Source organism: Nonomuraea sp. MTCD27, assembly GCF_041950495.1.
GTDB lineage: Bacteria > Actinomycetota > Actinomycetes > Streptosporangiales > Streptosporangiaceae > Nonomuraea.
The window spans coordinates 52,328-78,970 of record NZ_JBGNUW010000025.1; the positions used below are offsets into that span (position 1 = coordinate 52,328).

Genomic DNA, 26,643 nt, shown 5'->3' on the forward strand with positions numbered 1-26,643 from the left:
GGTGGGATGCGGTGAACGGTGGGATGCGGGCGCCTGGGTGGGAGGCGCCGGTCACGGTGGCCGAGCTGGTGAACGCGGGGCCGCTGGCCGGGGCGCGCATGTACGGCGCTGGTGAGAACCCCGTGCGGGGCGTGCGGATCGTGGACGAGCTGTCGGTGTTCGGGACGGTCGCGCCGCACACGGCGGTGGTGCTGATCGGGGCGGCGGCCAGCGGCGGCTGGGCGGTGGAGATGGCCATGCGCCGGGCCTGGGAGCAGGCGGCGGCCTGCGTGATCGCGCCGTCGGGCGGGCTGAGCGAGGGCTCGGGGGAGGTGCTGGCGGAGCGGCTCGGCGTGACGCTGATCTTCGTGGACGAGGATCCGCTGATCGTCGCGGTGCGGGTCGCCTCGGCCGCCTCGCGTCCGGACGCGGCCCGTACGCAGCTCGTGGCCCGCTGCGCCACCCGGCTCGCCGAGGCGGGCGCGTCGGCGCGGCGGGTGCTGGGCGTGCTGAACGCGGAGTTGCCGGGCACGTCGGTGGCCTTCCTCGACCGGTACGGCCGCTACCTGGCGGGCCGCCGGGACGCGGCCGGTGACTCGCCCGTGGCGCGGTCGGGGCGGTGGTCGGCCGAGGTGACGGTGCCCGGGCAGGAGGAGGTGGTGCTGGGCACGCTGGTGGCGGGCGGCTCGTCGCGCTCGCCGGGGTGGCCGTCGGTGGTGCGTACGGTGCTGGGGCTGGCGGTGGCGCCGCTCACGGCCTGGGCGGCGCAGGAGCGGCTGCGCGCCGCGGCCGACTTCGCCTTCCAGGCCTCCCTCGCCGAGCGCCTTCTCACCGGATCCGCCACCCCCGCCCTCGGTGCGCCGTCCGGCCCTGGGGCTCCCGGTGAGGCGGCGGCGGGTGAGGACGCGGGGACCGCGGCGATCGCGCTGGGCTGGCCGGTGCGCGGGCCCCTCACCGCCTACCACGTACGCCCGCCGGCGGAGACGGACGACGCCCCGCTGGCGCAGACGCTCATCACCGCCGGCCTCGGCCAGGTCCCGGTGCTGGTCCGGGGCGAGGGGTGGGCGGGCTGGTCGGCGCTGGGGCCCGCCGAGCTGGCCGGACGCGTCCAGCACTGCCTCGGGACGATGCCGTGGCCGTGCGCGGGAGGGGTGGGCGCGCAGGTCGAGGGCCTGGAGCCGGTGGCGGAGTCGTTGCTTGGGGCGCAGGCGGCGGCGTTCGTGGCGGTCGAGGGTACGGTGCTGCGCGCGGACCGGATGGGCCCGGCGGAGCTGCTCGGCGCCCTGCCCACCGGCGTGCTGCGGGCGCCGGCCGCCGTCGTGCTGCGCCCGCTGCTGGGGATCGACAGGGACGGCACGCTGCTGGAGACCCTGGCCGCGGTCCTGGACGAGGGCGGCGCGCTGAAGGCGGCGGAGCGGCTGGGCGTGCACCGCAACACGATCACCACCCGCCTGGACCGCATCAAGGCCGCGGGTTTCGATCTCGACGACGCCGCCACCCGCCTGGCCCTGCAACTCGCCTGTCACGTGATGCTCCGCTGAGCTCCCCATGGCATGCTCGAAGGGCATCCCGGAAGGAGACACCCCTTGCCCGCTCCCGAATCCGAGGGCAGGTTGCTGGCGGTCAGCGACCTGCACATCGCCTACCCCGAGAACAGAGCCATCGTGGAGGACCTGAAACCGGTCACGCCCGGCGACTGGTTGCTGGTGGCCGGGGACGTCGCGGAGCGGCCGGCCGACATCAGGTGGGCGCTGGAGCTGCTGGCGGGCCGTTTCGAGCGGGTCGTGTGGGTGCCGGGCAACCACGAGCTGTGGACCATGCCCGACGAGCCGCCGGACCTGCGGGGGGCCGCCCGCTACGAGCACCTGGTGGGTCTGTGCCGGGACCTGGGCGTCCTCACCCCGGAGGACGACTATCCGCTGTGGGAGGGGCCGGGCGGGCCGGTCCGGATCGTGCCGCTGTTCCTCCTGTACGACTACACGTTCCTGCCCGAGGGCCACCCCACCAAGGACAGCGCGCTGGCCTACGCCCACAGCACCGGCGTGGTCTGCACCGACGAGTACATGCTGCACCCCGACCCCTATCCGAGCCGCGAGGCCTGGTGCCGGGCGCGGGTCGAGCTCACCGAGCGGCGGCTGGCGGAGCTGGACGACGACGTGCCGCTGGTGTTCGTCAACCACTACCCGCTCGTACGCGAGCCGACCGACGTGCTGCGCTACCCCGAGTTCGCCCAGTGGTGCGGCACCACCGCCACCGGGGACTGGCATCGCCGCCACCCCACCGCGGCGATGATCTACGGGCACCTGCACATCCCCCGCGTCACCTGGTACGACGGGGTCCGCTTCGAGGAGGTCTCCCTCGGTTACCCCCGCGAGTGGAAGCGCCGCCCCGGGCCGCGCCGCCTGCTGCGCGACGTCCTGCCCGAGGCGTAAGGGCACCTACCGGTCCCTGCCCGGCAGGCTCATCGGCGCCCGTCCAGGAACGAGGCGAGGGCGTCCAGGGCGGGCCCGGGATCGTTGCGCCCGACCCCGACCCGGAACCGGTCGCCGGGCGTGGCCGTCAGCTCCGAGCGGTAGATGCCGGCCGGCAGCAGCAGCACGCCGGCCGTCTCGACCAGCTCGGTGCAGAACGACTCCACGCCGTCGCGCCCCAGGTAGCGGGGGAAGGCCACGCAGCCGCCGTCGGGTGCCCGCCACTCGAACAGGTCGCCGTAGCGGGTGAAGAACTCCTCGAACAGCGGCAGGTTCGTGGCGATGATGCCCCGGTTGCGCTCCAGGATCCGGTCCCTGGCCTTGATCGCGATCCGGGCGAGCACCTCGCTGGGCGCGGAGTTGCAGATGGTGGTGTAGTGCTTGGCGCGTTCGAGCCGGGAGCGCAGCTCGCGGTCGCGGCAGGCGATCCACCCGATCCGCAGTCCGGGCAGGCCGAGCGACTTGGAGGTGACGTTCAGCGAGAGCGCGGTGGGTGACAGGTCGGCGGCCTGCGGGAGCGTGCGGGCCGGGTCGAGTTCGAGGCCGCGGTAGACCTCGTCGCTGAACAGGTGGATGCCGCGTTCGTCGCACATCGCGGCCAGGCGGGCGAGGTCGGCGGCGGGGATGAGCGTGCCGGTGGGGTTGTTGGGGAAGTTGACCGACACCACGCGGGTGTTCGGGCGCATGGCCGCGGCGACGGCGTCCAGGTCGAGCGCCCAGTCGCGCTCGGGGTCCAGGGCCACGCCGGTGACCTCGCACAGCGACAGGGGCACGGTCTCGGCGGCCTGGTAGTTGGGGGTGAGCACCACGGCGTGGTCGTCCGGGCCGAGCAGCACCTGCATGGCCAGGTAGAGGGCCTCTTCGGCGCCGGCGAAGCAGATCACGTCGTCCGCGCCGACCGTGTCGTACGTGTCGGCGACGGCCTGGCGCAGCTCGAGGGCGCCGTAGGTCTCGGTGTAGCCGAGGGAGAGCGTCTCCCAGGCGTGGACGTCCTCGGGGGCGGCGAGGGAGAGCAGCTCGGCCATGGTCATGGTCTGGGCGTCGGACGCCGTCAGGTGGTGCCGGGCGGTGAACTCCCAGCGGGAGAAGTAGACCTCCAGCCGGAAGTCGGGCAGTCGGCTCATGGGCGGCTCCTTCTGAGTTCGGCGAGCAGCGCGTACAGGGTGGATCGGGAGGTCTTCAGCGCGCCGGCGACGACGGGGACGGCGCGGCGGACGGCGAAGACGCCGGCCTGGTCGAGCTCGGCCAGCACGGCGAGGCGGTCGGCGCGGGTCAGGCGCTCGACCCCCCGCCCGTGCTCGCGGACGTAGGCGCCGACGATCCGGTGGACGCGCTCGGTCCAGTCCTGCTCGAACAGCGCCTCGGGGCGCGGCGCGGTCGGCGCGGCGAACGCGGCCAGCAGCGCCGCCGCCTGCTCCATCGGGGTGCGGTCGAGGTTCACGCAGAGCACGGCCGACGGCTCGCCGCCGTCGTCGCGCAGCACGGCGCTGACCGAGGACAGCCGCCGCCCGTCGGACAGCAGCTTCTCGTACGGGCCGTAGACGTCGTTGCCCGCCGGGTCGAGCCGCTCCAGCTCGCCGAGCAGCGACGGGTCACCGGCGCCGCGCCTGGACATGGGGTTCCACACGGCCAGCACGCGGTCGTTCGCGGCGTCGTGCAGCACCACTTCGGCGTGCGGTGCCAGCAGCGCGGCGATGGCCTCGCACACCGGCGACCACATCCGCACGCGGGGATCTGTCTGCGTCACACGTTGGATGATATGTCCAGGTTGGACATTTTCTCCAGTCGGAGGCTGGTGCGGTTCAGAGCGCGAGCTCGACCCCGTAGTTCCGCATCCACTCGTCGAGCTGCAGGAACCGCTCCAGAGCCGCCCGGTTCCCCGGGGCGGGTGGCTGGTCGACGGTCGCGCGGGCCCGGTCCCAGTCGATCAGCCGGGCCGCGGGTGAGTCCTCCCGCTGGAGCAGGACACGGGCCCGTTCGTGCAGGGCCTGGTCGTAGGAGGGGTCCTGGGTGGTCGGGTACGGGCTCTTGACGCGCTGGAGGATGCCCGCGGGCAGCAGGTCCGACGCGGCCGCGCGGAGCAGGCTCTTCTCGCGGCCGTCGAACGTCTTGAGCGCCCAGGGCACGTTGAAGACGTACTCGACCAGGCGGTGGTCGCAGAACGGCACCCGTACCTCCAGGCCCACGGCCATGCTCATCCGGTCCTTGCGGTCGAGCAGGAGCTGGACGAAGCGGGTCAGGTGCAGGTAGGAGATCTCGCGCATGCGGCGCTCGTGGCCCGTCTCGCCCGGGAGCCGGGGCACCTCGGCGAGGGCCTGGCGGTAGCGCTCCTCGCTGTAGCCCGGCAGGTCCAGCTCGTCCGCCAGGTCGTCCCTGAGCAGCCGCTCCACGCCGGTGTGCGGGGCGGCGCCGGGGATGGCGAGCCACGGGAAGGTGTCGGCCTCGACCGCCTCGCGCTCGTGGAACCACCGGTAGCCGCCGAACACCTCGTCGGCCGACTCTCCCGACAGCGCCACCGTGGAGTGGCCGCGGATGGCCTTGAACAGCAGGTACAGCGAGCTGTCCATGTCGCCGATGCCGGTCGGCAGGTCGCGCGCCCGCAGCACGGCCGAGCGCACGCCGGGGTTCATCAGCTCGGCCGAGTCGAGCACGATGTCGGTGTGGTCGGTACGGGCGTGGCGGACCAGCTCGTGGACGTAGGGGGTGTCGGGCGTCGAACGGGTGAGGTCGGGCTTGAAGTTCTCGGTGTAGCCGGCGAAGTCGACGGAGAACGAGCGTACGGTGCCCAAGTGCTGCTCGCGCAGGTGCCTGGCGGCCAGGGCGGTGATCGCGCTGGAGTCCAGGCCGCCGGACAGCAGGGCGCACAGGGGCACGTCGCTGATGAGCTGGCGGGCGACGATGTCGTCGAGCAGCGTGCGCACGGTCTTGACGGTCTCGCCGACGTCGTCGGAGTGCTCGTGCGAGTCCAGCTGCCAGTAACGGCGTTTGCGGATCCCGTCGCGGCTGACGGTGACGACCTGGCCGGGGCGCACCTCGTACATGCCGGTGAAGATGGCGTGCTCGGGCGTCTTGATGAACGACATCAGCTCGCGCAGCCCGTCGGCGTCGAGCTCGCGGCGGGCCCGCGGGTTGGCGAGGATGGCCTTGGGCTCCGAGCCGAACAGCACGCCGTGGGGGGTGGGGTAGTAGTACAGGGGTTTGATGCCCATGCGGTCGCGGACGAGGAGCAGCTGCTCGGAGCGGGCGTCCCAGACGGCGAAGGCGTACATGCCGTTGAGGTGCTCGGCCAGGTCCGCGCCCCATTCGAGGTAGGCGCGCAGCACGACCTCGGTGTCGCTGCGGGTGCGGAAGCGGTGGCCGCGGGCGGTGAGTTCCGCGCGCAGCTCGCCGAAGTTGTAGACCTCCCCGCTGTAGGTGAGGACGGCGGGCTCGCGCCCCTCGCCGTCGGCCACCATCGGCTGGCGTCCGCCCTCGAGGTCGATGATGGCGAGCCTGCGGTGCCCGATGGCGGCGTGGGGAGCGGTCCAGAGCCCCTCGTCGTCGGGACCACGGCACGCCATCGTGTCGGTCATGTCCTGCGCGATCTGCCGCTCCTGCCGCAGGTCGTGCTCGAAGTCCACCCATCCGCAGATGCCACACATGTCGGCTCCCAGGTCTGAAGGCCCTATACGTGCCCGCTTTGGGGTAGATCGTGAATAACGTCCTGTTCAACTTGGGGCATGGGATTTTCCTGGTCGGAACGCCGCGCGCCCGCCGGCGAAGAGGGGGCGGGCGCGCGGGTTCCGGATGTCAGGCCGTCAGCAGGTGAGGTTGCCGCCGGGGGAGACCCCGAGGATCTGGGTGAAGCGCTGGTAGGCGCTGACCCGGCTCTGCACCTGGGCGGGGTTGCGGCCGCCGCACTCCAGGCTGCCGTTGATGCTGCGGATGGTCTCGCCGAAGCCGCGGCTGTTGACCATCGCGTTGTGGGCCGTCATGGTGCCGGGGCCGTTCTGGGTCATCCAGTACCACAGGGCGGTCTTCCAGGCCACGGCCGCGTCCTGCTGCACCAGCCAGGGGTTCGTCAGGAGGGGCAGGCCGAGCGCGTCGCCGGCGGCCTTGTAGTTGAAGTTCCAGCTCAGCTGGATGGGGCCGCGGCCGTAGTAGGCGGCCTGCCCGGCCGGGCACCCGTACGGCTGGTTCGGGTCGCAGTAGTGGGGATAGTTGGCGGTGTTCTGCTCGACGATGTGGACCAGGCCGCCGGTCTCGTGGTTGACGTTGGCGAGGAAGGCGGCGGCCTCCTGCTTCCTGATCGTGTCACTGCCCGTCCTGGCGAAGGCGGGGTAGGCACTCATGGCCGCGACCAGGCCGCTGTAGGTGTAGAAGGAGTTCCGGCTCGGGAACATCTGGTTGAACTGGGCCTGGGTCACGACGAACCCCGACGGGTCCGGCGGGTCGGTGGGGCCGCCGGAGCAGGTGTGCGGGTCCCAGTACCAGTGGCTGATGACCGGGTCGTACCCGGGGTTCTCGTGTACGGCGATGTAGTGGTTGCCGTCGGTGTAGCGGACGATGCTGCCCACGCCGTACCACTGACCGGCCACCCAGTTCGGGTAGGAGCAGGCCGTTCCCCCGCCGCCGCTGCCGCCGGTGCAGGACCCCTGGTCGGCCCAGACGTCGGCGCTGCCGGGGGCCTCGTTCTGGGTCCACCACCGGGCGGACCAGTTGTGCCCGTTGTGCGACACGACCGCCCCGCCGGTGTAGACGGCGGAGGTGCTCCACGCGGTCGCGCAGGCGGCCGCGTTCGCCGCGGCCGGCAGGAGCACCGCGAGCACCCCCGTGGCCAGTAACAGCGCGACCAGCGGGGCCAGGATTCTTCGCAGCACGTGACCACTCCTCGAGGTTAATGCTTAAGAAAGTTTCCTAAGGATTAACGGATCGGCTGCCACCGCGCAAGGCCCAAAGTCAGATTCGGGGGGCCGGCCGGGTGCCGGTCCGGCAGTGCGCGCGGTCGGGTCGGGAGAGCACTCCGCTCCGGCTTCGCCGGTGCGGCGCGAGTCTCCGGCGGTCCGGGATGCCGGGCGCGGGGGGCGCCGAGGCGGCCTGGTCAACCCTCCGAGAGCAGCCAGTGAATGGCTGGGGCACTCCAGGTCAAAAACACCAGGTCAAAAGGAGAACAACCCGTACTCGTCGGCTCCCGGGCGGGTAGAAGGTAGGTCGCCCTAGGGGGAAGGGATAGCTGGGATGGTTACTGGCTGGGAGATCAAGCATCGGCTGTATCGGGCGATCAACGCTCATGATGTGTCCGCCGTCCTCGACAATTACCTGCCCGAGGCCGTGTTCGTAGCGCCTTCCGGCGTGCTGGAGGGCCATGAGCAGATCGCCTGGTTCTGGGAGCAGCTCTTCAAGGCCTTTCCCGACCTTCAGCAGACGCCCTGGTTGGAGGTCGCCTGTGACGATCCTGCCGTCACCGAGTGGACGCTCACCGGCACGCATCAGGGCCCCTTCCTCCTGCCGAACGGGAGCGAGCTGGAGGCGACCGGCCGCCGCGTTGCCATTCGCGGTTCCTGCATGGCTCACGTGGCCCACGGGAAGATCGCCACGCATCGGGAGTACTTCGACCAACTGGAGCTGTACTGCCAGCTCGGGTGCGGATTGCCCGACGTACCCGATTCGACTCGCTAGCGGCTCGTCTCTGAATGTCGACCCGGTAATCGATCTCGGAGGGTGAACCCGTCACGCCCGTCGCTGCCGAGCCCGGGGTGGTGGCCGGTGCCTCGGCTGTCGCAGGCGGCGCGCCCACCTCGTCGAGCACGAGCAGGTGGGAGGCGATAGCACAACTGTGCGAGTCGTCCGCGAGACCGGGCCGTACGTCAGCCCCGCAGGTCATTTCCGGGTGGCGGTGATCAGGTTACGCGCGCCCTGGCGGAGCAGGTCGGCCGCGACGGATGCTCCCAGAGTGGCCGGGTCGGAGTGCTCCCCCCAGGCGTGGGAACGGACGAAGGCGCTGCCGTCACTGTTGAACACCATCCCGAACAGGCCCATCTGTCCGTCTGGGGTGGTGGAGGCGTGCCCTGCGATGGGGCTGTTGCAGTGACCGGACAGCATGTGCAGCATGGTGCGCTCGGCCAGGATGTGGCGCGCGGTCAGCGGGTGGTTGAGCTCGTCCAGGAGCCGCATGACCGGGGTGTCGGAGGTGCGGGCCTGTAGGCCGATGACGCCCGCGCCCACGGGCGGCACCATGGAGACGATGCCGTCCTCGGCGCTGTGGAACTCCAGGGGCAGTGTCTCGTGGTAGCGGTCGAGCAGGCCGAGGCGGATCAGGCTGGTGCGGGCCAGGATGAGGGCGGCATACTTGCCGTCCTCTTTGTCCAGGTGGTTCAGGCGCGTGTCGACATTGCCCCGGATGCGTTCGGCCCTGAGGTCGGGCCGGTGGATGCTGAGCTGGGCGTGGCGGCGTACGGAGCTGGTGCCGATGAGCGACCCGGGTGGGAGATCCGCGAAGGGGACATCGCCGCGGGTGACCACGACGTCGTGGACGTCGTCGCGCGGCAGGTAGGCGCCGAACGCGGTTCCTTCCGCGAGGGGGACGTCGCCGGGAACGTCTTTCATGCAATGAACGGCGATGTCGATCCGTGCGCTGGTCAAGGCGCGGTCGATTTCCTTGCTGAAGGCGCCCTTGCCGCCGATCCCCGCCAGGTCACCAGGCCACAGGTCGGCGCTGACCTGCGTCGGCACGATCTCGACGGAGATGCCGGGGACGAGCTTTGTGATCAGTTCAGCAACATGGCGGCTCTGAATCATGGCCATGGTGGAGGTACGGGTGCCGATCCGTAGCGGGGCGTCGCCGAATCGGGTGAGGACGACTTCGGTCAGAGGGTTCACGTGGGGTGCGCTTCCTGGTCATGGTTTCAGCCGTGTCGGAGGTGAGCTTAGAAACTACAAGCTGTAGTGCTCGGGGGCGACGACGGGCCGCATCGGGAGAGCATGCCGACCCGAACGCCGGGCCTACATGCAGGTCAGCCGCAGGCTGCCAAGAGCTCCGCGAGGCGCTTGGCCGGGGGTGTCCCAGTCGAGCGTCTTCCGTGGCCTGGCGTTCGATCCAGCGGCGACGGCGTCGAGCTTGCCATGACTTGGTGGCGGGGCGCCGCTCGTTCAGTCACGGCTTGTGGCCTGTTTCCTGGACCATGCGGTGGCGTCAGCTCCGTATCGAGCCAGCAGGCGTGCGAACTGGATCCGCTCCTCCGGCGACCAGGCGGCAGTGATCTCTTCGAACGCCTTGCGCTGTTCAGCGGCGAAGCGGTTGCGTTCGGCCTCGCCGTGCTCGGTGAGCTCGAGCACGGTGCGGCGTCCGTCGGACTGGGACGCCGCCCGGCGCAGCAGCCCGTCCTCTATGCAGGCGGCGACGGTCCGGCTGGCCACCGGCTGGGCGACGCCCATCTCGGCAGCGAGGCCACCGACGGTTGTCTCGCCCGGCGCGTCGGCGATCACGTTGAGTACAAGGTTGCGGGAGAGATCCTTGCTCGATGCCGGTGCGCGTCGTCGCAGACGTGACAGCGCCGGGCCGATCTGGTCGAGCGCCAGGTCGTCGGAGGGCTGCTCAGACAAGGACGCGCTGCTCATGTGACCGATTCTAGGCCGGGTTCGCGCATTTGCATAGCATTAGACAAGTACATAGCATCAGGTATGTAAATTTGAGCGAGCGAGGAAACGAGGCGGACTGCCATGGCGCTCACCGCGATCACCAACGCGCAGATCTTCGACGGAGAGAAGGCGGTCGGCGTGCGGACCGTGGTCATCGACGGCGGGAGGATCGCCCGCATCGGTGGCGACGCCCCTCAAGACAGCGAGATCGTCGACGGCAGCGGCGCCACACTGCTGCCGGGGCTCATCGACGCCCATGTTCACTCCGCCCCGGGTTCTCTGGCGCTCGCCCTGCGGTTCGGGGTGACGACCGAACTGGAGATGCAGGGGATGAACACCCGGGAGAACCGGGGGCTCATCACCGACGACGACACCCTGGCTGACGTGCGCTCTTCCGGCTTTGCCATCACACCGCCCGGTGGTCACCCGAGCGAGCTGATGCCCGAAGGCTTCCGGCCGAAGTGGGATCTCCCCCCGGTGATGCCCCTGATGCCGTTCTCCACCACTCCCGAGGAAGCGGCCGCTTTCGTGCCCCAGCTCCTCGCCCGGGGATCCGACTTCATCAAGTTCATGATCGACGACGGCAGCGTGGAGGGACACCCCGGGCTGCCCTCGCTCGACCAGGCCACCGTGAACGCCGGTGTGGCCGAGGCCAAGAAGTACGGCGCCCTTACCGTGGCCCACGCGCTGACCGTGGAGGCCACCAGGATGGCCGCCGAAGCCGGCGTCGACGGCGTCACCCACGTGTTCATGGACCAGCCGCACACCGCCGAGATCATCAGCCTCATCAAGGATGCGGGCATGTTCGTCATTCCCTGCATCACTCTCAATGCCTCGATGATGGGAAACACCGGCAGCGAACTCGCCGACGACCCCCGGGTCGCCGCACGCCTCGACAGCAAGTGGGACCAGACCCTGCGCTCCAGCTACAACCGCTACCCGCAGGGCAAGCTCGATGACGTGTACGACACCGTGCGCGCCCTGGATGCCGCCGGCATCGACGTGCTGGCCGGCACCGACGTCTCCATGCCCGAGACGTTCTTCGGGGGCCTGGCCCACGGAGCGAGCCTGCACCACGAACTGCAATACCTTGTGGCAGCCGGCCTCACGCCCCCACGGGCCCTGCGCGCGGCCACCGCGACCACAGCCCGCCGCTTCCGCCTCAGCGACCGGGGCCGCATCGCCGAGGGACTCCGCGCCGACCTTCTGCTGGTCGACGGCGACCCGGTCAGCAACATCAGCGACACCCTCAACACCCGTGCCGTCTGGCGCCGGGGCACCCGCCTGGCAGCATGACCGCAGCACTTCGCTTGGTCGAGATCGACGTCCGCCAGCTGCGACACGCCCACGCCACCGAACCCATCGAGGCCGTGCGCCGCCGCCTGGGCCACGCCTCCACCGAAACCACCCAGCTGTACGCGTTGCTGGACGACAAGGTCACCGATGCCGCGATCCGCGCCGCCCACCGACACCGCGGCCAAATGACGCGCTGAAAAAAGTCCGCACGGCACGTCAAGATCATTTCGTGTGTTGACAGCCTCATCCCGGTGTCGGCGCGGCCGGGCGGGCTGAGCCGCGGCAACAGCTCCATCTCTGCCACGGTGCGTGCGCTGGCTCGTGAACTTGATGGCGAGCGACGAGCGCGACGGCAAGAGGCCGCGGAACTCCCGAAATGCCTTGGAGCGGCGCAGGTGAGGACCTCGCACGACGACGACGCCCCGACCGCTACGAGCCAGTATGACCGGAGAGTAACCGTCATCAATGTGGCACTAGGCGGGGGCGCGCGGCGCCTTGCCATCGGTTGAAGTGTCGTCTCCGGCCGCGGAGGCTTCTCCGGTGAAGCGGCGCAACTCCGGGCTGAGCGCGGCTACAGCTGCGGTCAGGCCGAGCAGCCCGCCCAGCACGACGAGCGCCGCCGCGCCGCCCAGTGCCGCGGCCAACGCCCCGCCGAGGACTGGCCCGAGAGGCTTGAGCGCCATCCCGCCCACGCCCAGGACCGCGCCCATCCGGCCGAGCATCGCTTCCGGCACCATTCGTGCGACCACCACGTTCATCACCACGTTCAGCGAGGGCGTCGACAAGGTGATGAACACCAACGGAATCATCGGCCACCACGCCCCCCAGGGCAGTGCCGTGGCCGCCAGCGCGGCACCGAAGACCGTCACGACGGCCGGCAGCAGTCTGCCGGGAGGCAGGAGCCTGCTGATGCGGCCCGACAACAGCGCACCGGTCAGTCCGCCGATACCGAGACCGGCCAGAACCGTGCCGGTGACGCGCGCGTCACCGCCGCGTTCGCCGACGAGCACGATCAGCGGGATCAGGAACGCCCCGCCCAGCAGGTTGAGGACCATCACCGCTGCGGAGACCTCCCGCAGGCCAGGCTGGCGCCACAGCCATACGACGGCCTCGGCCGCTTCCCGGCGCATGCTACGCCGGATCGGCCGCCGCTCCTCGCCGTCATCTCGTGCAGAGGCTCGCGGCTCGTCCGCCGGGCGGCGCGGCACCTTCGCACACGCGTAGAAAAGCGTGGCGGCCAGGAAAGTGATGGTGTCGACGACGAAGGGCACTGCCCGCCCCAGGCCGTACAGCAGGCCACCGAGCGGAGGGCCGATCAGCCCGGCCGCGTGGGTACGGGCCTCCTCCTGCGCGTAGGCACTGTGCAGTTGGCCCGAGGGGACGATGCCGCGGATCGCCGTGTCCTGGACGGGACCGATGAACGCGGCGCACAGCCCGTCCAGCACTGCCAGCGTGATGAACTGCCAGACCTGTACATGACCGGTGATGATGAGCGCCGTCAGCAGCGCGGAGACAACCGCCTGAAGGCCCTGAGCCGTGATGATCGTGCGGCGGCGGTCCCACCGGTCCACCCAGACGCCGGCCGGCATCTGGACCGCGAGCAAGGCGACGGTGCGGGCTCCAGCGACGATGCCCGCCAACCCAGGCGAGCCGGTGAGCGCGAGCACCAGCAGAGGCATGGCAAGCCTGGTGAGCTCCGACCCCAACTGGGAGACCGCGCTGCCGACCCACAGCAGTTGAAAGCGCACGTTCTTGCGCAGCGGGACGATGTCGGTCACGAAGCGTCTTCCGTGGATGCGGGGCGCGGTCACCTGACCTGAGGCACCACTTCCGGAGGCGAAGGCTGCGCCGGTTCCGGCTTCGGACAGGGCACGGGCGGGACCCGGAGAAGATACCTACCGGAGATGACGCTGTCTACCGAATAGAGCCGGTTAGGGGAGCATGCGCTCTCCAAGTCGGAGGCGGACCCATGAAGACCGGCGACAGGGAATTTCCATCGCCTGCACACCTGGGTACTTGCGGGCCGCGTCCGGCCAGCTCGCCCCTCGCCCCGGCCGGGCCGACTTGATGATGTCACATCGGCTCTGTGGAGGTGGTCATGCCGGTCGTCACCTTCCCCAGCGGCGCGTCCGGTTCGGCCGCGCCCTCCGGCCACCCCACCGGCGTGCAGGTCGTCACCGGCGCCGTCGAGACGGTCCTCGACTCACTCGGCACCGCCACCATCCACGCCGGCGACACCCGCACCTTGGCCCGGCTGATCGCGACCGTCGGCCCGCACCACCCCGTTGCCCTCAGAGGGCATTTGATTTGAGTAGATTGCGGCTTATGTTCTCGGCCGCTTGGTCAGCGCGTGGGCGATCTCGTGCCGGTGCCGCCCGGTGACCTTCAGCTCTCCAGGGCCTGCTCCGCTCGCGCCGTTCCTGGCCGGGCGCGGGCGGGATCCGGTTCGGACAGATCGGACCTGGACCAGCAACCCCGAGGAGTACATCCGGCATGACAAGCAGTGTTCAGCAGCTGATCGAAACGGCACGTCTCGTACCGCTGGCCGGCCCGTTCGACTGGGAACAGGTCGAGCACCGGCTCGGGGCGCCCGTGCCGCAGGACTACCGCAAGCTTCTCGACGCAGGGGGTGGCGGACTCTGGCTGGGCTACTTGAAGCTCTACGTTCCGGCGCCCGGCCCCGGTCTCAAGCACGTCGATCTCGAGCGGTCGGGGCTGGAGTTCGAGCAGCTCCACGACCTGTTCGAGGACGAGGTCGTGGGAGCGCCCGACGATCTCGACCCTGGTTCCAGGCTGCTGCCCTGGGCCTCGACCGGCACGGGGGTCACCCTCTATTGGCAGGTCTCACCCGAGGCCGCGGCCGATTCGTACCCGATCCGGGTCTCGGACCGGAACGGCGACGTGTGGGAGAGGTACGACCTGCTCACCACCGACCTTCTCCTGGGAATCATCCAGGGCGAGGTGCGCAGTGAGCTGCTCAACGAGTCGTGGATGGAACGCGACGTGCTCTTCAAGCCCTACGCCGACGAGTAGGGGTGCCGGTAGGAATCGCGTCATGAGCCCCCAACGGTGTTGATCTTGTGGACCCCGCCCGCCGCGCTCCGGCCGCCCGAGCGGGTCGCCGGCCCGGCCTGGAGGTCGCGTCCCAGGTCGCCGCCGTGTGGAACGGCTGACCGTACGTGGGTGGGTCAGCGGGTGGCGCTGAGCTGGTCGAGCAGCAGCGTCAGGCGGGCCTCGCGGCCTGAGGCGGGTAGTCGGCCGCCGCGGGACAGGACGATCAGCCCGTGCAGGGCGCTCCAGGCGACCTCCGTCAGGATCGCCGGGTCGCGGTCGCCGGCGAACTGCGCGACCCCGGTCAAAAGCGCCTGGAAGCCGTCCCGGAGCGGCTCGGGGGTGTCGTCCTGGCCGAACGGCAGGTCCACGGCCATCGTGAACATGGCGTCGTACAGCGCGGGGTTCTCCTCGGCGAACGCCATGTAGGCCCTGGCCAGCCCCTCCAGCGCGGCCCGCGGCTCGCCCGTCCGGGTCGCGGCGCGCAGGCGTACGGCCAGTTCCGTGAAGCCCTCCAGCGCCACCGCCGCGACGATGGCGTCCTTGCCGGCGAAGTGGCTGTACAGGACCGGCTGGCTGTACTCGATCTCCTCGGCCAGGCGGCGGGTGGTCACGGCGTCCCAGCCCTCGGACTCCGCCAGCCTGCGGGCGGTCTTGACGATCAGGTCGTGGCGCTGGGCGCGTTCGCGTTCTTTGCGCTGCTGTGTGGACACCTCCCAAATCCTAGCACTGCTAGACAGATGAGCGCCGATAGTCTAGCGTCGCTAACACTTCTAGCAACGATCTAAGGGGACGACATGGTCACCATCGCCACCTGGCTCGCCGGACTGATCGCCATCGGGATCATCCTCATCGGCATCCGCTTCCTGCTGCAGCCGGTCGCGTCGGCGGCGGGCTACGGGGTTCCCGTGTCCATGAACGCGTACCTGACTGTCAAGGGCGTACGGGACATCACGGCCGGGCTCGTCGTGCTCCCGGCCCTCGTGACGGGAGACCAGCACATGCTCGGTTGGCTGATTCTCGCCAGCGTGTTCGCCCCGCTGGGCGACATGGTCGTCGTGCTCAGGAACGGGGGTCCGCGGGCGGTGGCGTTCGGCGTTCACGGCCTCACCGCCGCGGTGATGGTGGGGGTCGCGGCCATTCTCATCCTGGTGTGATCGAGGTTTCGGGCGTGATCCTGGTCCGGTCTGGTCAGGGCGCCGCCTTTTCGTAGCGCAGCACGGTATTCCTTCGCATTTTCTGAGAACTCGAAAAGGGAGACGACGATGACGATCAACGATCTGCGCGGTGTCCTCAAAGGGCGCGTGCTATTGGCCGATGACGACGGCTTCGAACAGGCGGCCACCGCGTGGAATCTGACCGTCCGGCAGCCGGTGGCGGCCGTGGCGGAGGCCGCGGATGCCGATGACGTGGCGGCGCTCGTGCGTTACGCGCGGCGGGCGGGTATGACGGTGGCCGCGCAGCCGAGCGGGCATGGCGCCTCGGGTGATGTGGACGGCCTGATCCTGTTGCGTACCGGCCTGCTGAACAAAGTGGAGGTACGCGCGCAGGGGCGCGTGGTCCGGGTGGGCGCGGGTGTGAAGTGGGGGCAGGTGCTGGCGGCGGCCGGTCCGCTGGGTCTGACCGGCTTGTCCGGCAGCGCGCCGGGGGTGAGCGTGACCGGCTACACCCTGGGGGGTGGGGTCGGCTGGTTCAGCCGCAAGTACGGCTTCGCCTCCGACAGCGTGCGGGCAATCGACATCGTGGACGCCGACGGCGAGCCGGGCCGGGTGACCGCCGAGTCCGATCCCGAGCTGTTCTGGGCGCTGCGCGGCGGTGGCGGGGACTTCGCGGTCGTGACGGCCCTCGAACTCGAGCTGTATCCCGCGCCGGTCCTGTACGGCGGGCGCGTGATCTGGCCGGAGCACCGGACGGGGGAGGTGTACGACGCGTTCCTGGAGATCACCGCCGAGGCGCCGCGTGAACTGAGTGTCTGGATCAACCGGCTGCAGCCGCCCGGCGCGCCGCCGATGGTGACGCTGGACCTGGCCTACCTGGGGGAGGCGGCTCAGGGGGAGGACCTGCTGGCGCGCATCGACAAGATCGGCGGCGCGATCTCCGACAGCCGCGGCGTCGTCCCGGTTGCCGACCTGGGTGACATCACCGCCGAGCCCACCGATCCGGCCCCGTCCATCGCTCGTGCGGAGCTGCTCACCGGCCTGGACGCGGACGCGGTGGAGCTCCTGCTGGCCAAGCCGGTCGAACCGCTCATCAACGTGCAGATCAGGCACCTGGGCGGGGCGCTCGCCGAGCCGGGCGGCGGGGCCGGTGCGAGCGGCGCGGTGGCCGAGCCGTACCTGCTCGGCCTGCTGGGTCTCGGCCTGCCGCACACGGCCGATGCGACCCGCGCCAAGCAGGCCGAGATCGTGGCCGACCTGGAGGCCTACATCAGCGGCCGCAAGCCGTACACCCTGCTGTCCCCCGGTGACACGGCGGCGAAGGCCTTCTCCGGCAGCGCGCTCGCGCGGCTGCGGGAGATCAAGCAGGCCCGTGACCCGCACAACGTGTTCCGCGCGAACTACCCGGTGCTCGGATAGATCGATTTCCAGCAGGTCACGACCCCTCCGCCCACCGGTGCGGCGGGGCCGCACCGAACCCGCGTGACAGATGTCGCCACAGCACTGTGAAGGGCACACCCTGTCCGGAGACATCACCTGGCCGGAGGAAACCGGACCGGGTGATCGAAGCCCGCGATCGGTGGTGAACCTGGTCTGCTACGTCGGGACGCCGTCCCGCGCCGATGGCGCTGACCTGATGGCCCGACCTGCTCAGCGACGAACTCGAACACCCGCCACCGGAATGGGCCGGCCCAGAACCGTGATCCGGCGCCGATCGCGCCGCACTCTCGTCGATCGGACGCATGGGGTGACCTCAGCGATCGCAAAAAGGCCGGGAGAGTTCGAGATCGGCGTCCACCCGGCGCAACCCGTCGAAACCCCAGGTGTTGACGCCCTCCAGGTCCACCTCGTTGGAGATGCGCACCGCAAGGTCGCGCAGCGAGCGGGCGAGCCGGGCGTACTCGAGATGGGTGGGGTCGAGTCCCTGCGCGCCGTAGGCGCGCAGGAAGCGCACCGGGTCGGGCCCGCACAGGGCGGCGAACACATCGTGCTCGCGCGGCGCCAGCATCGTATGACCCCAGTCGAGCAGGGTTGCGATGCGGCCGTCGCGGTCGACCAGGACGTTGTGCGGGAACAGGTCGTGGTGGCACACGACGTGGGGCACGTCGATCGCGCGTGCCCGTTCGATCACCGCTTCGAGCCGGTCGACGTTGGCCAGGACCTCGTCGCGGCGGTCTCCGATCCACGGGTGGTCGTGCCGGTCGCGCAGCACCTCGATGCACCACTCGTCCATATCGGTGCGGGGCAGGGCGAGGCCGGTGACCTCGTGCACGGCGCGCATCGCCCGCGCGATCGCCTCGGCGTCGTTCCACGTTCCCTGGCGGCCGTCGACGAACGGGAACAGCGCGTAGCGCCGACCATGGTGCTCGGCGGTGTACGAGCCGTCACGTGCTCGCGCCGCCGCCGGAACGGGGATGCCCCGAGCTGCCAACTCAGCGGTCAGCGCAAGAGCGGCGTCACTGTCGGGCTGCTGACGCCACAGTTTCAGCAACCAGCGCCCGTCGGTGAACACATCCGCTTCGAACCCGCCCGGATGCGGCCGCCATTCGCCCACCTCGACACCGAAGGCGTCGCGGACCTGAGTCGTCGTCGGCGGTCGTATTTCGCTCCACATCAATCCCGGACGCTACCGCTGCCGAGGGCAGCCGGTCGACATCTTTTCCAGCACCAGCTCGACGCGGCCGACCTGCCGGTGCCGAACGCCCGGCCCGCCACGCGCAACCCCGGTCAGATACGCGCACGCCTCGACAGGCAACCCCAAGTCCTCATCGACCACCACCCACGACACCGACTCATCGGCGGCCACCGCCACTCTCGTCACCGGCCCCGGCGGCGTGCGCATGCTCGACCTCGTGCCGGAATTCGGCCTGCATCAGACGGCAACGATGGACAGACACGCCTTCATCGCCGAGATCAAGCCCATCATGCGCCGGATCCGGGACCAGCTCCCCGCGGCGCGGCGTGAGGAGTTCAGGCGTTTCGCGGAGGAACACGTCAAGACCATCGCCGCCGATCTCGACGACTTCGACTTCTACACCGGCCTTTCGCTCGACGGGGCGCTCATCTACCTGCGCTGGCCCGCCGAGGAATCGGCTGCGGTGCCGTGCTGGGAGCACGCCCTGACCGCCACCGGACCACCACTTGGCCTCCAGCGCCCCGCATCGGGTACGGCGGGGGTTCAACCGCTCGCCTGCAGCGGTCCCGCTCCGGATCGGCCGTCCCCCGGACCGTAGCGGATCTCGTGCAGCGCCTCGACGACCGCGCCACCCAGCAGTACACGGTCCTGCCGCAGAGGGTAGTGCAACGGAACGGAATCCGGCGTTTGCCACCGCCGAGCAGGACGACCGAATCAGCTACATGACCAGCGGAAATCACGTTGACGCCGGGTTCCGTTCCAAACTCTCTGCGCCCCTACTCGTCGTAGTGATGTCCATGAGAGGGCGGACATACCCCGGACATACCGCAATCTGCGACATTGGTTCCGCAAGATCATCCACGGAAGGGAATGACATGCGGAAACTCTCGGCCGTCGCTGCGGTATTTTCGGGCGTGCTGGCCCTGGGCGTGAACGCCATGCCCGCTCAGGCCGTGCCAAGCAACTGCTCCCATGGGGTTAGGAACGGTGCCATCGACGTAGCGTGGTCGCTGTGCACATCAGGAACGGGCACCCACCGGGTGGTAGTCGATTGCAGAACGAACCCCGACGATCCCTCAACCGAATTCCGCTACTACGGCCAGTTCGTAGACGTGGACAAGGTGTCCACGAGGCCGTGCCCCGATCACAGACCGTTCGCTGCCTGGACCACCGTCTGGCCAAGGAATTGACGCATAGCTGCCTACACCGTCAAGAGCGGCAGATCTACCGCCTACGCGGCTCGAGGTGCCAGAGGGGAGCGGCGCCGGGCCCGCCACCCGCCCGCGCCGGGCCGACCGTGCCGAGCAGGTCTCCGGCGACGACCACGAGGTACCGGCCGTCCTCCAGCCCGGTCGGCACCACCTGGACGGCAGCCGGCTCAGCGGCGGTGTACCAGGAGCGGCGGCGCAGCAGGGCGTCACTCGCGTGATCTTCGGTCATCGGCCGGGAGACACCTCCGAGTCGGGTTGCTGTTGACGCGCCTGTCACCAGCCGCCATTTCATGTCGGATAACGGTACGAGTGTTCGCCTCGGCAAGCGTCGCAGGGCGAGGTGGAACGGGTTATGGGTCTTCTCCCGCGCTCCCGAAGCTGTCAGCCCGCCAGACCTGCGGACGCCGCGCTCGACGTGGTGGGTGCTCCCGACCGCGCCGTTAACGGGTGCACGGCCTCAGCGGACTCCGGGTGGCCGACGCCTCGGTGATCCCCGCCATCCCCTCGGCCAACACCATCGCGACCGTCTACACCATCGCCGAACGCGCGGCCGAACTCCTCGCCGGCCCGGCTCCCGGCGCCCGGAACCATCAAGAAGGCTGACTGTCATGCGACGGATCCTTGGCAAGACAGGCGCAAGGGGGGGTGGTGTTCGGCATCCGGTTGCCGGAGGATCTGGCCGACGTGCCGGAGGTGGAAACCTACCTGGCCCGGCGCTCGGGTAGAGGCCACCAGCCGCAAAGTAGCGCTGAGTGAGTGATTGGGAGCTCCTGACGGCTTGACCTGACATCGGCCGGAAGATCCGCAACCACGTCCGGCAACTCGAAGCTCTCGGCCTTACCGCCACCCTCGCCACCGCCTGACCCAGGCTGCACACGCAGATCCCAGCCGACGATCACCGGCCGAGGTCCGCTGCCGGGTGATCTGCCGAGGTGGCTGTCTTCCGGTCAGTGTGCGGGCAGGCGGTTGAGCACCTCGGCGACCTCTTCGCGGATCTGCGGCGTCACCTTGCCGCCTTCCTGGTTGAACGGGATCCGCAGCACGAGGTTGCCTCCCGTAGTGGGCGAAGATCTCCTCGGCCACGGTGACCCCGCTCTTACCCCCGCCACGCTCGCGCATGCCGTACCTTGAGCCCGCCGCACTGGGTCGCGACGTGTCGGAGGTGGTCGGCCCTTGTCGAGGTCGGCGGCATCGAGCCAGGCGAGGAAGGCGCGGATTCGGGAGGCGTAAGTGCGGCGGGTGTCGGCGTCCAGCGGCGCGCGTTCGAGGGCCGCGGTGTAGTCGTCGTGCGCCGCGGTGAACGCGGCGGGTACCTCCAGGCGTCGCCCCACCCGCTGATGTCAGAAGTTCCGACTGTCGAAACTTCTGATAACAAGCAACAGCAGTCTTGCATACCTCGCGATCAAGACTGTTGATCGGAGAGCGCAGGTCGTCTCTTTCGCTGGGGGAACCACCATGCGGCGGGGCCGAGCAGGCTCATCAGGGCAGGTACGAGCATCATCCGAATGATCGTGGCGTCCACGATCACCGCGGCTGCCAGACCGATGCCCACCATCTGCACCAACGGGTTGTCGATCCCGGCGAAGCTCAGGAAGACCACGGCCATGATCGCTGCGGCTGAGGTGATCACCCGGCCGGTCGCCGCCAATCCGGTGACCATGCTGTGGTAGGGCTCGCCGGAGGACAGATAGTCCTCTTTGACCTTGGACATCAAGAACACCTCGTAGTCCATGGACAGGCCGAACAACACCGCGAACAGGAACATCGGCACCACGGACATGATCGGGACCGGCTGGTCCACGCCCAGCAGGCTCAGTCCCCAACCCCATTGGAAGACCGCGACGATCACCCCGTACGCGGCGCCGATGGACAGTAGCGTGAGCAGCGCCGCCTTGATCGGAACCAGTACCGACCTGAACATGGCGATCAGCAGGAAGAAGGAGAGCGTCACCACTCCGCCGATCACCCATGGCATCCGGTCTGTGACTCGGTCCGCCATGTCGATCATGAGTGCGGTCAGCCCGCCTACGTACGCCCGCGCGCCGGTGCCGGCCAGGCTTGAGGGAAGGACGTCGTGCCGGAGGCGATGCACGAGGTCGGTGGTTGCCTCGTCCTGTGGCGCGGTCTTGGGGATGATCGTGACGATGCCTGCTCGCTGGTCGTCGCTGACCTGGGGTGGGGCGAGCACGGCGACGCCCGGGTCGTTCTTGACGATCGATGCGATGCGGTCGAGCGCGGTGCGGCCGGTCGGGGGCAGTTCGACGGCGACCAGGAGTGGCCCGTTGTAGCCGGGCCCGAAGGCGCGGGCGATGAGGTCGTAGGCCTGCCGCTGTGTGGTGGAGACGGGCTGGACCCGATCGTCGGGCATGCCCAGCCGCAACGACGCCAGGGGCGCGGCCAGCAGCAGGAGCAGCAGGGTGGTGCCGATCGCATACAACCACCGCCTCCTGCGTACGTGCTCACTCCACCGCATCCACCCACCCCCGGCCGCTCGCGCGGATGGCCGGGTACGGCTGAGCCTGGGCAGGGCAAGCGCGTTGACCCGCCTGCCCAGCGCCGCGAGCAGGGCGGGCACCAAGGTGAGCGCGGCGGCCGCCATCACCAAGACGATCAAGGCCGAGGCCAGCCCCATCGACCCGACGAACGGGATACCGGCCGCATACAGGCCGAGGATGGCCACGACAACCGTCCCGCCGGCGAACAGCACGGCCCGTCCCGCCGTCGCGTTCGCCTTGATGACCGCCGCGCGCACGTCCTTGCCGGCGGCCAGGTGCTGGCGGAACCGGGTGACGAGGAACAGCGCATAGTCGATGCCGGCGCCCAGCCCCAGCATGACCGCGACGATCGGTGCCGAGCTGGGGATGTCGACCACTGAGGCGACCAGGAGCACCAGGACCGAGCCCGTCCCCAGCCCGATCAGCGCGGTCACGATCGGCAGGCCCGCCGCGACCAGTGATCCGAAGGCGAGTAACAGCACGATGGCGGCGGCGAGGAGTCCGACGAGTTCGGCGATCCCGGTCTCGGGCCTGCTGGCCGCGTCGACGACCCAGCCGCGGAACTCGACCTGCACCCCGGCCGTCCTGACCGGTGCGGCGGCCTGCTCGAGACGGTTCAGCGCGGTGGCGCCGAGTTCGCCGGTCGGGCCCGTGTACTGGACGCTGGTCAGCGCGGTCGCGCCGTCCGCGCTGACCATCCCGGTGGTGATCGGGTCCGCGGCCGCTGTGACATACGGCTGGCGGGCCACTTCGGCGATCATGGCCGCGACGGCCTTCGCCGGCGCGGGGTCCCGCAGCTGTCCGCCAGGGATGTGAAACACCACGTCGGCGCTGACCTCGCCCGCTGCGGGGAAATGCCCGCGCATCACGTCCAGCGCTCGCTCGGAGCCGGAGCCCGGCACGCGGAAGTCGTCGACGAAGGCCCCACCAGCGAGCCTGCCGAGTCCCAACAGCGCAGCGAACAGGACCAGCCATCCCACCATGACGAGGTATCGGCGGCGCACTGCGAACGAGCCGATTCCTTCCAGCATCTTCACCATGACGCCACATCAAACTGCACTGAGGGTAAATTTGCAACAGTGCATATACACACTGGTGCAGATATCGCTGTACGCTCTTCCCGTGGAAGTGGAAGACGGGCTACGCCAGCGCAAGAAACTCCGCACCCGGCGCCTGCTGGTCGACCAAGCGCTGCGGCTGTTCATCGAACGCGGATACGACCAGACCACGATCGCCGACATCGCCGCCGCCGCCGACGTGTCCAGACGGACCTTCTTCAGCTACTTCAACAGCAAGGACGACCTGCTGTTTGCCGACGCCGACGACCACCTGGAGCGGCTGCACACCGCCTTCGCCGCCCGCCCCGACGGCGAACGGGCGCTCGACGCGCTACGCAGAGTTGCCCTGGAGGTGCTGCCTCGCACGGCCGACGAACTCATGGGCCGGCATCGCCACGTCCGGCTCCAGGCGCTCCTGGTCAGGCCCGACCTGCAGGCCCGCTGCATGCTACGGATCAGCACCGCCGAACGCGAAATGGCCACGGCACTGCACGCCGCATTCCCCGACGAACTGAGCGAATACCAGGCGACCGCTGTCACCGGCGCGCTCGTCGCGGTGGCCGTACGCACCATGGCGGCCGGCGAGCCGCCAGACATCCTCCGCGCCCACCTGCTGTGGACACTGGACCTGCTCAAAGACACGATGCAGGAATACCGGCGACCTTCCGACCACCCCCAGGAATGAAACCACGCCCATCCCCACCATGTCCGCGACACTCAAGACCCTCAGCGTCGACAAGCTGGATGGTGACCTGGGTGCTGAACGGCGCACCGGTAACCGGTGAAATGCTCGGGATCGGGGCGGGAAACTTCGACGGCCGGGCGAGCGCCTGTCAGGCCGACGCCACCGCACTGCCGTTCGAGGGCCAGCGCTTCGACCTGGTCCTGTCCTGCGGCATGCCGCACCACGTCGGCGACTGGCGCACAGCCGTCGCTGGGGCCGCCCGCGTGCTGCGCCCCGACGTTCACCTCCCCGTCACCCGTCTGCGCACTTCCCGCAGCCTGGGCGGACTGCTCATGCGTTTCACCGCCACCGAAGACGGTCGCGTCCGAGCCCGTCATTTGAGCTGGAGCGGAGCCTGCGGGATGCCATCAGGGCGGGCCGGTTGCGCCCCGGCGTCCGGCTGCCGTTGTCCCGGGCACTCGCCGCGGACCTCCGGATCACCCGCGGTGTCGTCATCGCCGCCTATCACCAGTTCACCGCCGAGGGAGGAAAACGAGTGGCCTCTGGCTGCTCATCGGCGCTTCACTGTGAGCTGTCTTTGGAGGGAGTCCCATGATCGTTATCTCGGCCGCGTCGGGTGCACTCGGCCGCCTCGTCGTTGACCAGCTGCGAACCCGGGCAGAGGTGGTGGCCGCGGTACGTGACCCCGGACGGGCCCCTGAAGGTGTCGCGGTCAGGCGGGGCGACTACGACGACCCGGCGAGTCTGCTTGAAGCCTTCGACGGTGCCACCCGCCTGCTCCTGATCTCCTCTCCAGAACTCGACCCCGCCCGTCGGATCGGCCACCACCTGGCCGCGGTCGCCGCCGCCGCGAAGGCGGGCGTCGGCGCGATCGTCTACACCAGCTTTCTGGAGGCCGACACTGTCGCCACCGGGATGACGGAGGCCCACCACGCCACAGAGCAGGCCATACTCCGCAGCGGACTGCCGTACACGATCCTGCGTCACCCCTTCTACGGCGAAGCTTTCGTCCCGCGGATCTCCGGCGGAGAGCTGACCGGTAGCACCGGGGGCCGAGGACTGAACACCGCCTTTCGGTCCGATCTGGCCGAGGCGGCGGCCAACGTGCTGACCGGCGAGGAACATCTAGGCCAGGCCTACGATTTCACCGGCCCGCTGTGGAGTCACCCGGAGGTGGCCGAGGCCCTCGGCGTGACCTACCGCGAAGTGCCGGACATCACCCCTGGACCCATGAGCCGGCTCAATGCGCAGGTGAGAGCCGGCGCCATGGAGAAGCAGACTCCCGCCTTGGAACAGGTGCTCGGCAGGCCCGCCGAGACAATGGTCTCCCGCGTGCTGGCGCAGCATCCACTTGGTACAAGCCGGGCCTGAGCGAGATCCTTGTGAGGGGCTTTCGCAGGTAACCAACGTGCCTGACGACCCTGGATAACTTGTCAGGCAGCGCCGGCGGCACCTGGAGCGCGCACATCCTGGCCAGCCCTGCCCTGGCCGCCGTACCGCAGGCCGGCCTGGAGCCGCGCGATGGCTCGGCTGATCGAGGGCCGGGCGGCGCGGAGCTCTCCGGCTGCCCGTGCTGATGTGCTCATGGCGCGCCACGGCCGGGAAGCGGCTCAGCGACAGCGGATCCCTTGGCGGTACCGGGGCCGGCGGGGTCCAGGAAGCGGGCGCCTGGTCCGGGCGCGCGGTAGACGCCTTGCGATGGTAGTCGGGTGTGCCCCGCAGCGCATTCGAGAACGACCCGCACCGGCTCCTCGCACGCGGTGCCATCGTCGGCGAGCTTGTGCCGGACGATGACCGACGGCCCCTGTGGGTCCGCGAGGTACCTGTCACCCCATTCCAGCAAGGCAACCAGCGTGGGCCGCAGGGCATGGCCCTGCTCAGTGAGGTGGTATTCGAAGCGCTGCCGGTCGCCGGGGTCCTGGTAGGGGACGCGTCGCATCACTCCGGCGGTCACGAGGGTGTCGAGCCTGGCGGCCAGAAGGTTGCTTGCTATGCCGAGGCGGGCCCGGAACTCCCCGAACCGGCGTGCGCCGTCCAGCGCCTCGCGCACGATCAGCAGCGACCAGCGTTCGCCCACCACCGCGAGGGCGCGGGCCACCGAACAGTTCACCGGGTCGATCCGCCGTATCTCCACGGGCCGATCGTATCCACCTGGGTTGACAATCTCCATCCAGCGTTCGTAGGCTCCCCGGCGCTGAGTTGAGAAATGGATTCAGGAGGCGGGCCATGCCCATGCTCGACGTGTACATCCCCGACGGCGCGCTCCAGCCTGACGCTGAGGCAGCGCTGCTGAACCGGATCACCGAGATCCTGATCCGCTACGAGGGATTCGACCCCGCCGACCCGGTGACCCGCGGCGTCTCCTGGCTTTTCCTGCACCGGCCTGCCGCCGTCTACGTCGGTGGATCGCCCGCGGACGCACCGCGCTACAAGGTCGTCCCTTCTGTCCCCGAGGGGCAGCTCGACGAGAAGGCGCGGGCGGGCGTCATCGCCGACGTCACCGAGGCCATCCTGGACGCCGAGAACGGCGCCTGGCCGCGCGATGCCGGCCGGATCTGGGTGTTCCCCACCGAGATCCCCGAGGGCCACTGGGGAGGGCACGGCCAGGTCAGGCCGCTCGCGTCGATCCTCGCCCGGCTCACCGGCCACGACACTGAGCAGGCCCGCGCGCTCGCCGTCCGGCGCATCTCCGCCAGCCGCGCCGAGCACGCCCGCCTGCCGTAGCCGGTGCTCTCACGGGCACGCGGAGCGCAACAACCAGCTGTGGCGGCTCGGCGACGACCTCGCCGTCCAGTTACCCTGGGCGACGCGATCCCCAGACGAGCTGCTGCGCAATGAGCACACCTGGCTGCCCGTCCTCGCCCCGCGGCTGCCGCCGCCGGCTCCCGTCCCGCAGCGCCTCGGTGAGCCCGCCGCGCTGTTCCCGCGCCCCTGATCGTGACCAAGGGATGGACTCCCGTCCGCGACAGCGCTCGGCGAGGGCATCGA

Annotated in this window: 29 protein-coding genes and 2 pseudogenes; 17 read left to right on the top strand and 14 right to left on the bottom strand. The window is 69.8% G+C overall.

The genetic code is table 11. The annotated features are described in order from the left end of the window. Positions 1 to 11 precede the first annotated feature (11 nt). Both ACBJ59_RS50325 and ACBJ59_RS50330 read left to right on the top strand, forming a co-directional pair. Complete coding sequence (locus ACBJ59_RS50325; protein ID WP_375117108.1) at positions 12 to 1,520, top strand: PucR family transcriptional regulator; 1,509 nt, start codon at positions 12 to 14, stop codon at positions 1,518 to 1,520. Between the two features lie 45 nt (positions 1,521 to 1,565). Next, on the top strand, positions 1,566 to 2,411 hold the full coding sequence (locus ACBJ59_RS50330; RefSeq protein WP_375117109.1) for a metallophosphoesterase family protein: 846 nt from the start codon (positions 1,566 to 1,568) through the stop codon (positions 2,409 to 2,411). 29 nt (positions 2,412 to 2,440) lie between these two features. Here ACBJ59_RS50330 and ACBJ59_RS50335 read toward each other — a convergent pair whose 3' ends face one another. From ACBJ59_RS50335 to ACBJ59_RS50350, 4 genes are all read right to left on the bottom strand, one after another. Then, positions 2,441 to 3,574, bottom strand: a complete 1,134-nt coding sequence (locus ACBJ59_RS50335; RefSeq protein ID WP_375117110.1) for an aminotransferase class I/II-fold pyridoxal phosphate-dependent enzyme — start codon at positions 3,572 to 3,574, stop codon at positions 2,441 to 2,443. Further along, positions 3,571 to 4,197 carry a transcriptional regulator gene (locus ACBJ59_RS50340; protein WP_375117111.1) on the bottom strand — a complete coding sequence of 209 codons (627 nt, stop codon included), beginning with the start codon at positions 4,195 to 4,197 and terminating at the stop codon, positions 3,571 to 3,573. The genes ACBJ59_RS50335 and ACBJ59_RS50340 overlap by 4 nt, the downstream gene beginning before the upstream one ends. A gap of 55 nt (positions 4,198 to 4,252) precedes the next feature. Further along, on the bottom strand, positions 4,253 to 6,091 hold the full coding sequence (gene asnB, locus ACBJ59_RS50345) for an asparagine synthase (glutamine-hydrolyzing) (RefSeq protein WP_375117112.1): 1,839 nt from the start codon (positions 6,089 to 6,091) through the stop codon (positions 4,253 to 4,255). A 156-nt stretch (positions 6,092 to 6,247) separates the two neighbouring features. After that, complete coding sequence (locus tag ACBJ59_RS50350) at positions 6,248 to 7,309, bottom strand: glycoside hydrolase family 19 protein (protein ID WP_375117113.1); 1,062 nt, start codon at positions 7,307 to 7,309, stop codon at positions 6,248 to 6,250. Positions 7,310 to 7,667: 358 nt separating this feature from the next. Between ACBJ59_RS50350 and ACBJ59_RS50355 the strand changes: the two genes are divergently transcribed. Then, a complete protein-coding gene (locus ACBJ59_RS50355; RefSeq protein ID WP_375117114.1) occupies positions 7,668 to 8,108 on the top strand; it encodes an ester cyclase in 441 nt (146 codons plus the stop codon). 201 nt (positions 8,109 to 8,309) lie between these two features. Here the strand turns inward: ACBJ59_RS50355 and hemC are convergent, their stop codons facing one another. Further along, positions 8,310 to 9,308: a hydroxymethylbilane synthase gene (hemC, locus tag ACBJ59_RS50360; RefSeq protein ID WP_375117115.1), complete on the bottom strand. Its 999-nt coding sequence runs from the start codon at positions 9,306 to 9,308 to the stop codon at positions 8,310 to 8,312. 270 nt (positions 9,309 to 9,578) lie between these two features. Further along, entirely contained in the window at positions 9,579 to 10,046 is a 468-nt protein-coding gene (locus ACBJ59_RS50365; RefSeq protein ID WP_375117116.1) for a MarR family winged helix-turn-helix transcriptional regulator, read from the bottom strand. Between the two features lie 102 nt (positions 10,047 to 10,148). Here ACBJ59_RS50365 and ACBJ59_RS50370 point away from each other — a divergent pair, with 102 nt between their 5' ends. Together ACBJ59_RS50370 and ACBJ59_RS50375 are read left to right on the top strand one after the other, a co-directional pair. Further along, a complete protein-coding gene (locus ACBJ59_RS50370) occupies positions 10,149 to 11,363 on the top strand; it encodes an amidohydrolase family protein (RefSeq protein ID WP_375117117.1) in 1,215 nt (404 codons plus the stop codon). Next, entirely contained in the window at positions 11,360 to 11,560 is a 201-nt protein-coding gene (locus ACBJ59_RS50375) for a hypothetical protein (protein WP_375117118.1), read from the top strand. Before ACBJ59_RS50370 ends, ACBJ59_RS50375 begins: the two co-directional genes overlap by 4 nt. A 276-nt stretch (positions 11,561 to 11,836) precedes the next feature. Here the strand turns inward: ACBJ59_RS50375 and ACBJ59_RS50380 are convergent, their stop codons facing one another. Continuing rightward, positions 11,837 to 13,141 carry an MFS transporter gene (locus ACBJ59_RS50380; protein WP_375117119.1) on the bottom strand — a complete coding sequence of 435 codons (1,305 nt, stop codon included), beginning with the start codon at positions 13,139 to 13,141 and terminating at the stop codon, positions 11,837 to 11,839. Between the two features lie 320 nt (positions 13,142 to 13,461). Here ACBJ59_RS50380 and ACBJ59_RS50385 point away from each other — a divergent pair, with 320 nt between their 5' ends. Together ACBJ59_RS50385 and ACBJ59_RS50390 are read left to right on the top strand one after the other, a co-directional pair. Next, entirely contained in the window at positions 13,462 to 13,674 is a 213-nt protein-coding gene (locus ACBJ59_RS50385) for a hypothetical protein (protein ID WP_375117120.1), read from the top strand. Between the two features lie 182 nt (positions 13,675 to 13,856). After that, a complete protein-coding gene (locus ACBJ59_RS50390; RefSeq protein ID WP_375117121.1) occupies positions 13,857 to 14,396 on the top strand; it encodes a hypothetical protein in 540 nt (179 codons plus the stop codon). A gap of 155 nt (positions 14,397 to 14,551) precedes the next feature. On the opposite strand, the gene ACBJ59_RS50395 is transcribed toward ACBJ59_RS50390, so the two are convergent. After that, entirely contained in the window at positions 14,552 to 15,127 is a 576-nt protein-coding gene (locus ACBJ59_RS50395) for a TetR/AcrR family transcriptional regulator (protein WP_375117122.1), read from the bottom strand. Between the two features lie 84 nt (positions 15,128 to 15,211). Here ACBJ59_RS50395 and ACBJ59_RS50400 point away from each other — a divergent pair, with 84 nt between their 5' ends. Next, complete coding sequence (locus tag ACBJ59_RS50400) at positions 15,212 to 15,571, top strand: DUF4267 domain-containing protein (RefSeq protein WP_375117123.1); 360 nt, start codon at positions 15,212 to 15,214, stop codon at positions 15,569 to 15,571. Between the two features lie 108 nt (positions 15,572 to 15,679). After that, positions 15,680 to 16,990 carry an FAD-binding oxidoreductase gene (locus ACBJ59_RS50405; protein WP_375117124.1) on the top strand — a complete coding sequence of 437 codons (1,311 nt, stop codon included), beginning with the start codon at positions 15,680 to 15,682 and terminating at the stop codon, positions 16,988 to 16,990. A gap of 334 nt (positions 16,991 to 17,324) precedes the next feature. On the opposite strand, the gene ACBJ59_RS50410 is transcribed toward ACBJ59_RS50405, so the two are convergent. Further along, positions 17,325 to 18,185, bottom strand: coding sequence for a phosphotransferase enzyme family protein (locus ACBJ59_RS50410; protein ID WP_375117224.1), 861 nt, complete (start codon positions 18,183 to 18,185; stop codon positions 17,325 to 17,327). Positions 18,186 to 18,197: 12 nt separating this feature from the next. Continuing rightward, the gene (locus tag ACBJ59_RS50415) at positions 18,198 to 18,377 is read right to left on the bottom strand and encodes a hypothetical protein (protein WP_375117125.1); all 180 of its coding nucleotides are present in this window, start codon (positions 18,375 to 18,377) and stop codon (positions 18,198 to 18,200) included. Positions 18,378 to 18,402: 25 nt separating this feature from the next. Between ACBJ59_RS50415 and ACBJ59_RS50420 the strand changes: the two are divergent. Next, positions 18,403 to 18,804, top strand: a pseudogene (locus ACBJ59_RS50420) (hypothetical protein); the annotation flags it as partial. Positions 18,805 to 19,430: 626 nt separating this feature from the next. Here the strand turns inward: ACBJ59_RS50420 and ACBJ59_RS50425 are convergent. Continuing rightward, positions 19,431 to 19,646: a hypothetical protein gene (locus ACBJ59_RS50425; RefSeq protein WP_375117126.1), complete on the bottom strand. Its 216-nt coding sequence runs from the start codon at positions 19,644 to 19,646 to the stop codon at positions 19,431 to 19,433. 218 nt (positions 19,647 to 19,864) lie between these two features. On the opposite strand from ACBJ59_RS50425, the gene ACBJ59_RS50430 reads away from it, so the two are divergent. After that, positions 19,865 to 20,020 (top strand): GMC oxidoreductase, encoded by a 156-nt coding sequence (locus tag ACBJ59_RS50430; RefSeq protein WP_375117127.1) that lies wholly within the window; start codon positions 19,865 to 19,867, stop codon positions 20,018 to 20,020. Between the two features lie 344 nt (positions 20,021 to 20,364). Here the strand turns inward: ACBJ59_RS50430 and ACBJ59_RS50435 are convergent, their stop codons facing one another. After that, positions 20,365 to 20,748 carry a hypothetical protein gene (locus tag ACBJ59_RS50435; RefSeq protein ID WP_375117128.1) on the bottom strand — a complete coding sequence of 128 codons (384 nt, stop codon included), beginning with the start codon at positions 20,746 to 20,748 and terminating at the stop codon, positions 20,365 to 20,367. A 71-nt stretch (positions 20,749 to 20,819) separates the two neighbouring features. After that, positions 20,820 to 22,943, bottom strand: coding sequence for an MMPL family transporter (locus ACBJ59_RS50440; protein WP_375117129.1), 2,124 nt, complete (start codon positions 22,941 to 22,943; stop codon positions 20,820 to 20,822). Positions 22,944 to 23,034: 91 nt separating this feature from the next. On the opposite strand from ACBJ59_RS50440, the gene ACBJ59_RS50445 reads away from it, so the two are divergent. From ACBJ59_RS50445 to ACBJ59_RS50465, 5 genes and pseudogenes are all read left to right on the top strand, one after another. Next, positions 23,035 to 23,655 carry a TetR/AcrR family transcriptional regulator gene (locus tag ACBJ59_RS50445; protein ID WP_375117130.1) on the top strand — a complete coding sequence of 207 codons (621 nt, stop codon included), beginning with the start codon at positions 23,035 to 23,037 and terminating at the stop codon, positions 23,653 to 23,655. A gap of 101 nt (positions 23,656 to 23,756) precedes the next feature. Further along, a pseudogene (locus ACBJ59_RS50450) lies at positions 23,757 to 23,924 on the top strand (class I SAM-dependent methyltransferase); the annotation flags it as partial. Positions 23,925 to 24,049: 125 nt separating this feature from the next. After that, on the top strand, positions 24,050 to 24,250 hold the full coding sequence (locus tag ACBJ59_RS50455) for a GntR family transcriptional regulator (protein ID WP_375117225.1): 201 nt from the start codon (positions 24,050 to 24,052) through the stop codon (positions 24,248 to 24,250). After that, positions 24,247 to 25,026 carry an NAD(P)H-binding protein gene (locus tag ACBJ59_RS50460; protein WP_375117131.1) on the top strand — a complete coding sequence of 260 codons (780 nt, stop codon included), beginning with the start codon at positions 24,247 to 24,249 and terminating at the stop codon, positions 25,024 to 25,026. The genes ACBJ59_RS50455 and ACBJ59_RS50460 overlap by 4 nt, the downstream gene beginning before the upstream one ends. Positions 25,027 to 25,085: 59 nt before the next feature. After that, complete coding sequence (locus ACBJ59_RS50465) at positions 25,086 to 25,232, top strand: hypothetical protein (RefSeq protein WP_375117132.1); 147 nt, start codon at positions 25,086 to 25,088, stop codon at positions 25,230 to 25,232. Between the two features lie 5 nt (positions 25,233 to 25,237). Here ACBJ59_RS50465 and ACBJ59_RS50470 read toward each other — a convergent pair whose 3' ends face one another. Next, entirely contained in the window at positions 25,238 to 25,789 is a 552-nt protein-coding gene (locus ACBJ59_RS50470; RefSeq protein WP_375117133.1) for a winged helix-turn-helix transcriptional regulator, read from the bottom strand. A gap of 92 nt (positions 25,790 to 25,881) precedes the next feature. Between ACBJ59_RS50470 and ACBJ59_RS50475 the strand changes: the two genes are divergently transcribed. Next, a complete protein-coding gene (locus tag ACBJ59_RS50475) occupies positions 25,882 to 26,379 on the top strand; it encodes a hypothetical protein (RefSeq protein WP_375117134.1) in 498 nt (165 codons plus the stop codon). Positions 26,380 to 26,643 lie beyond the last annotated feature (264 nt).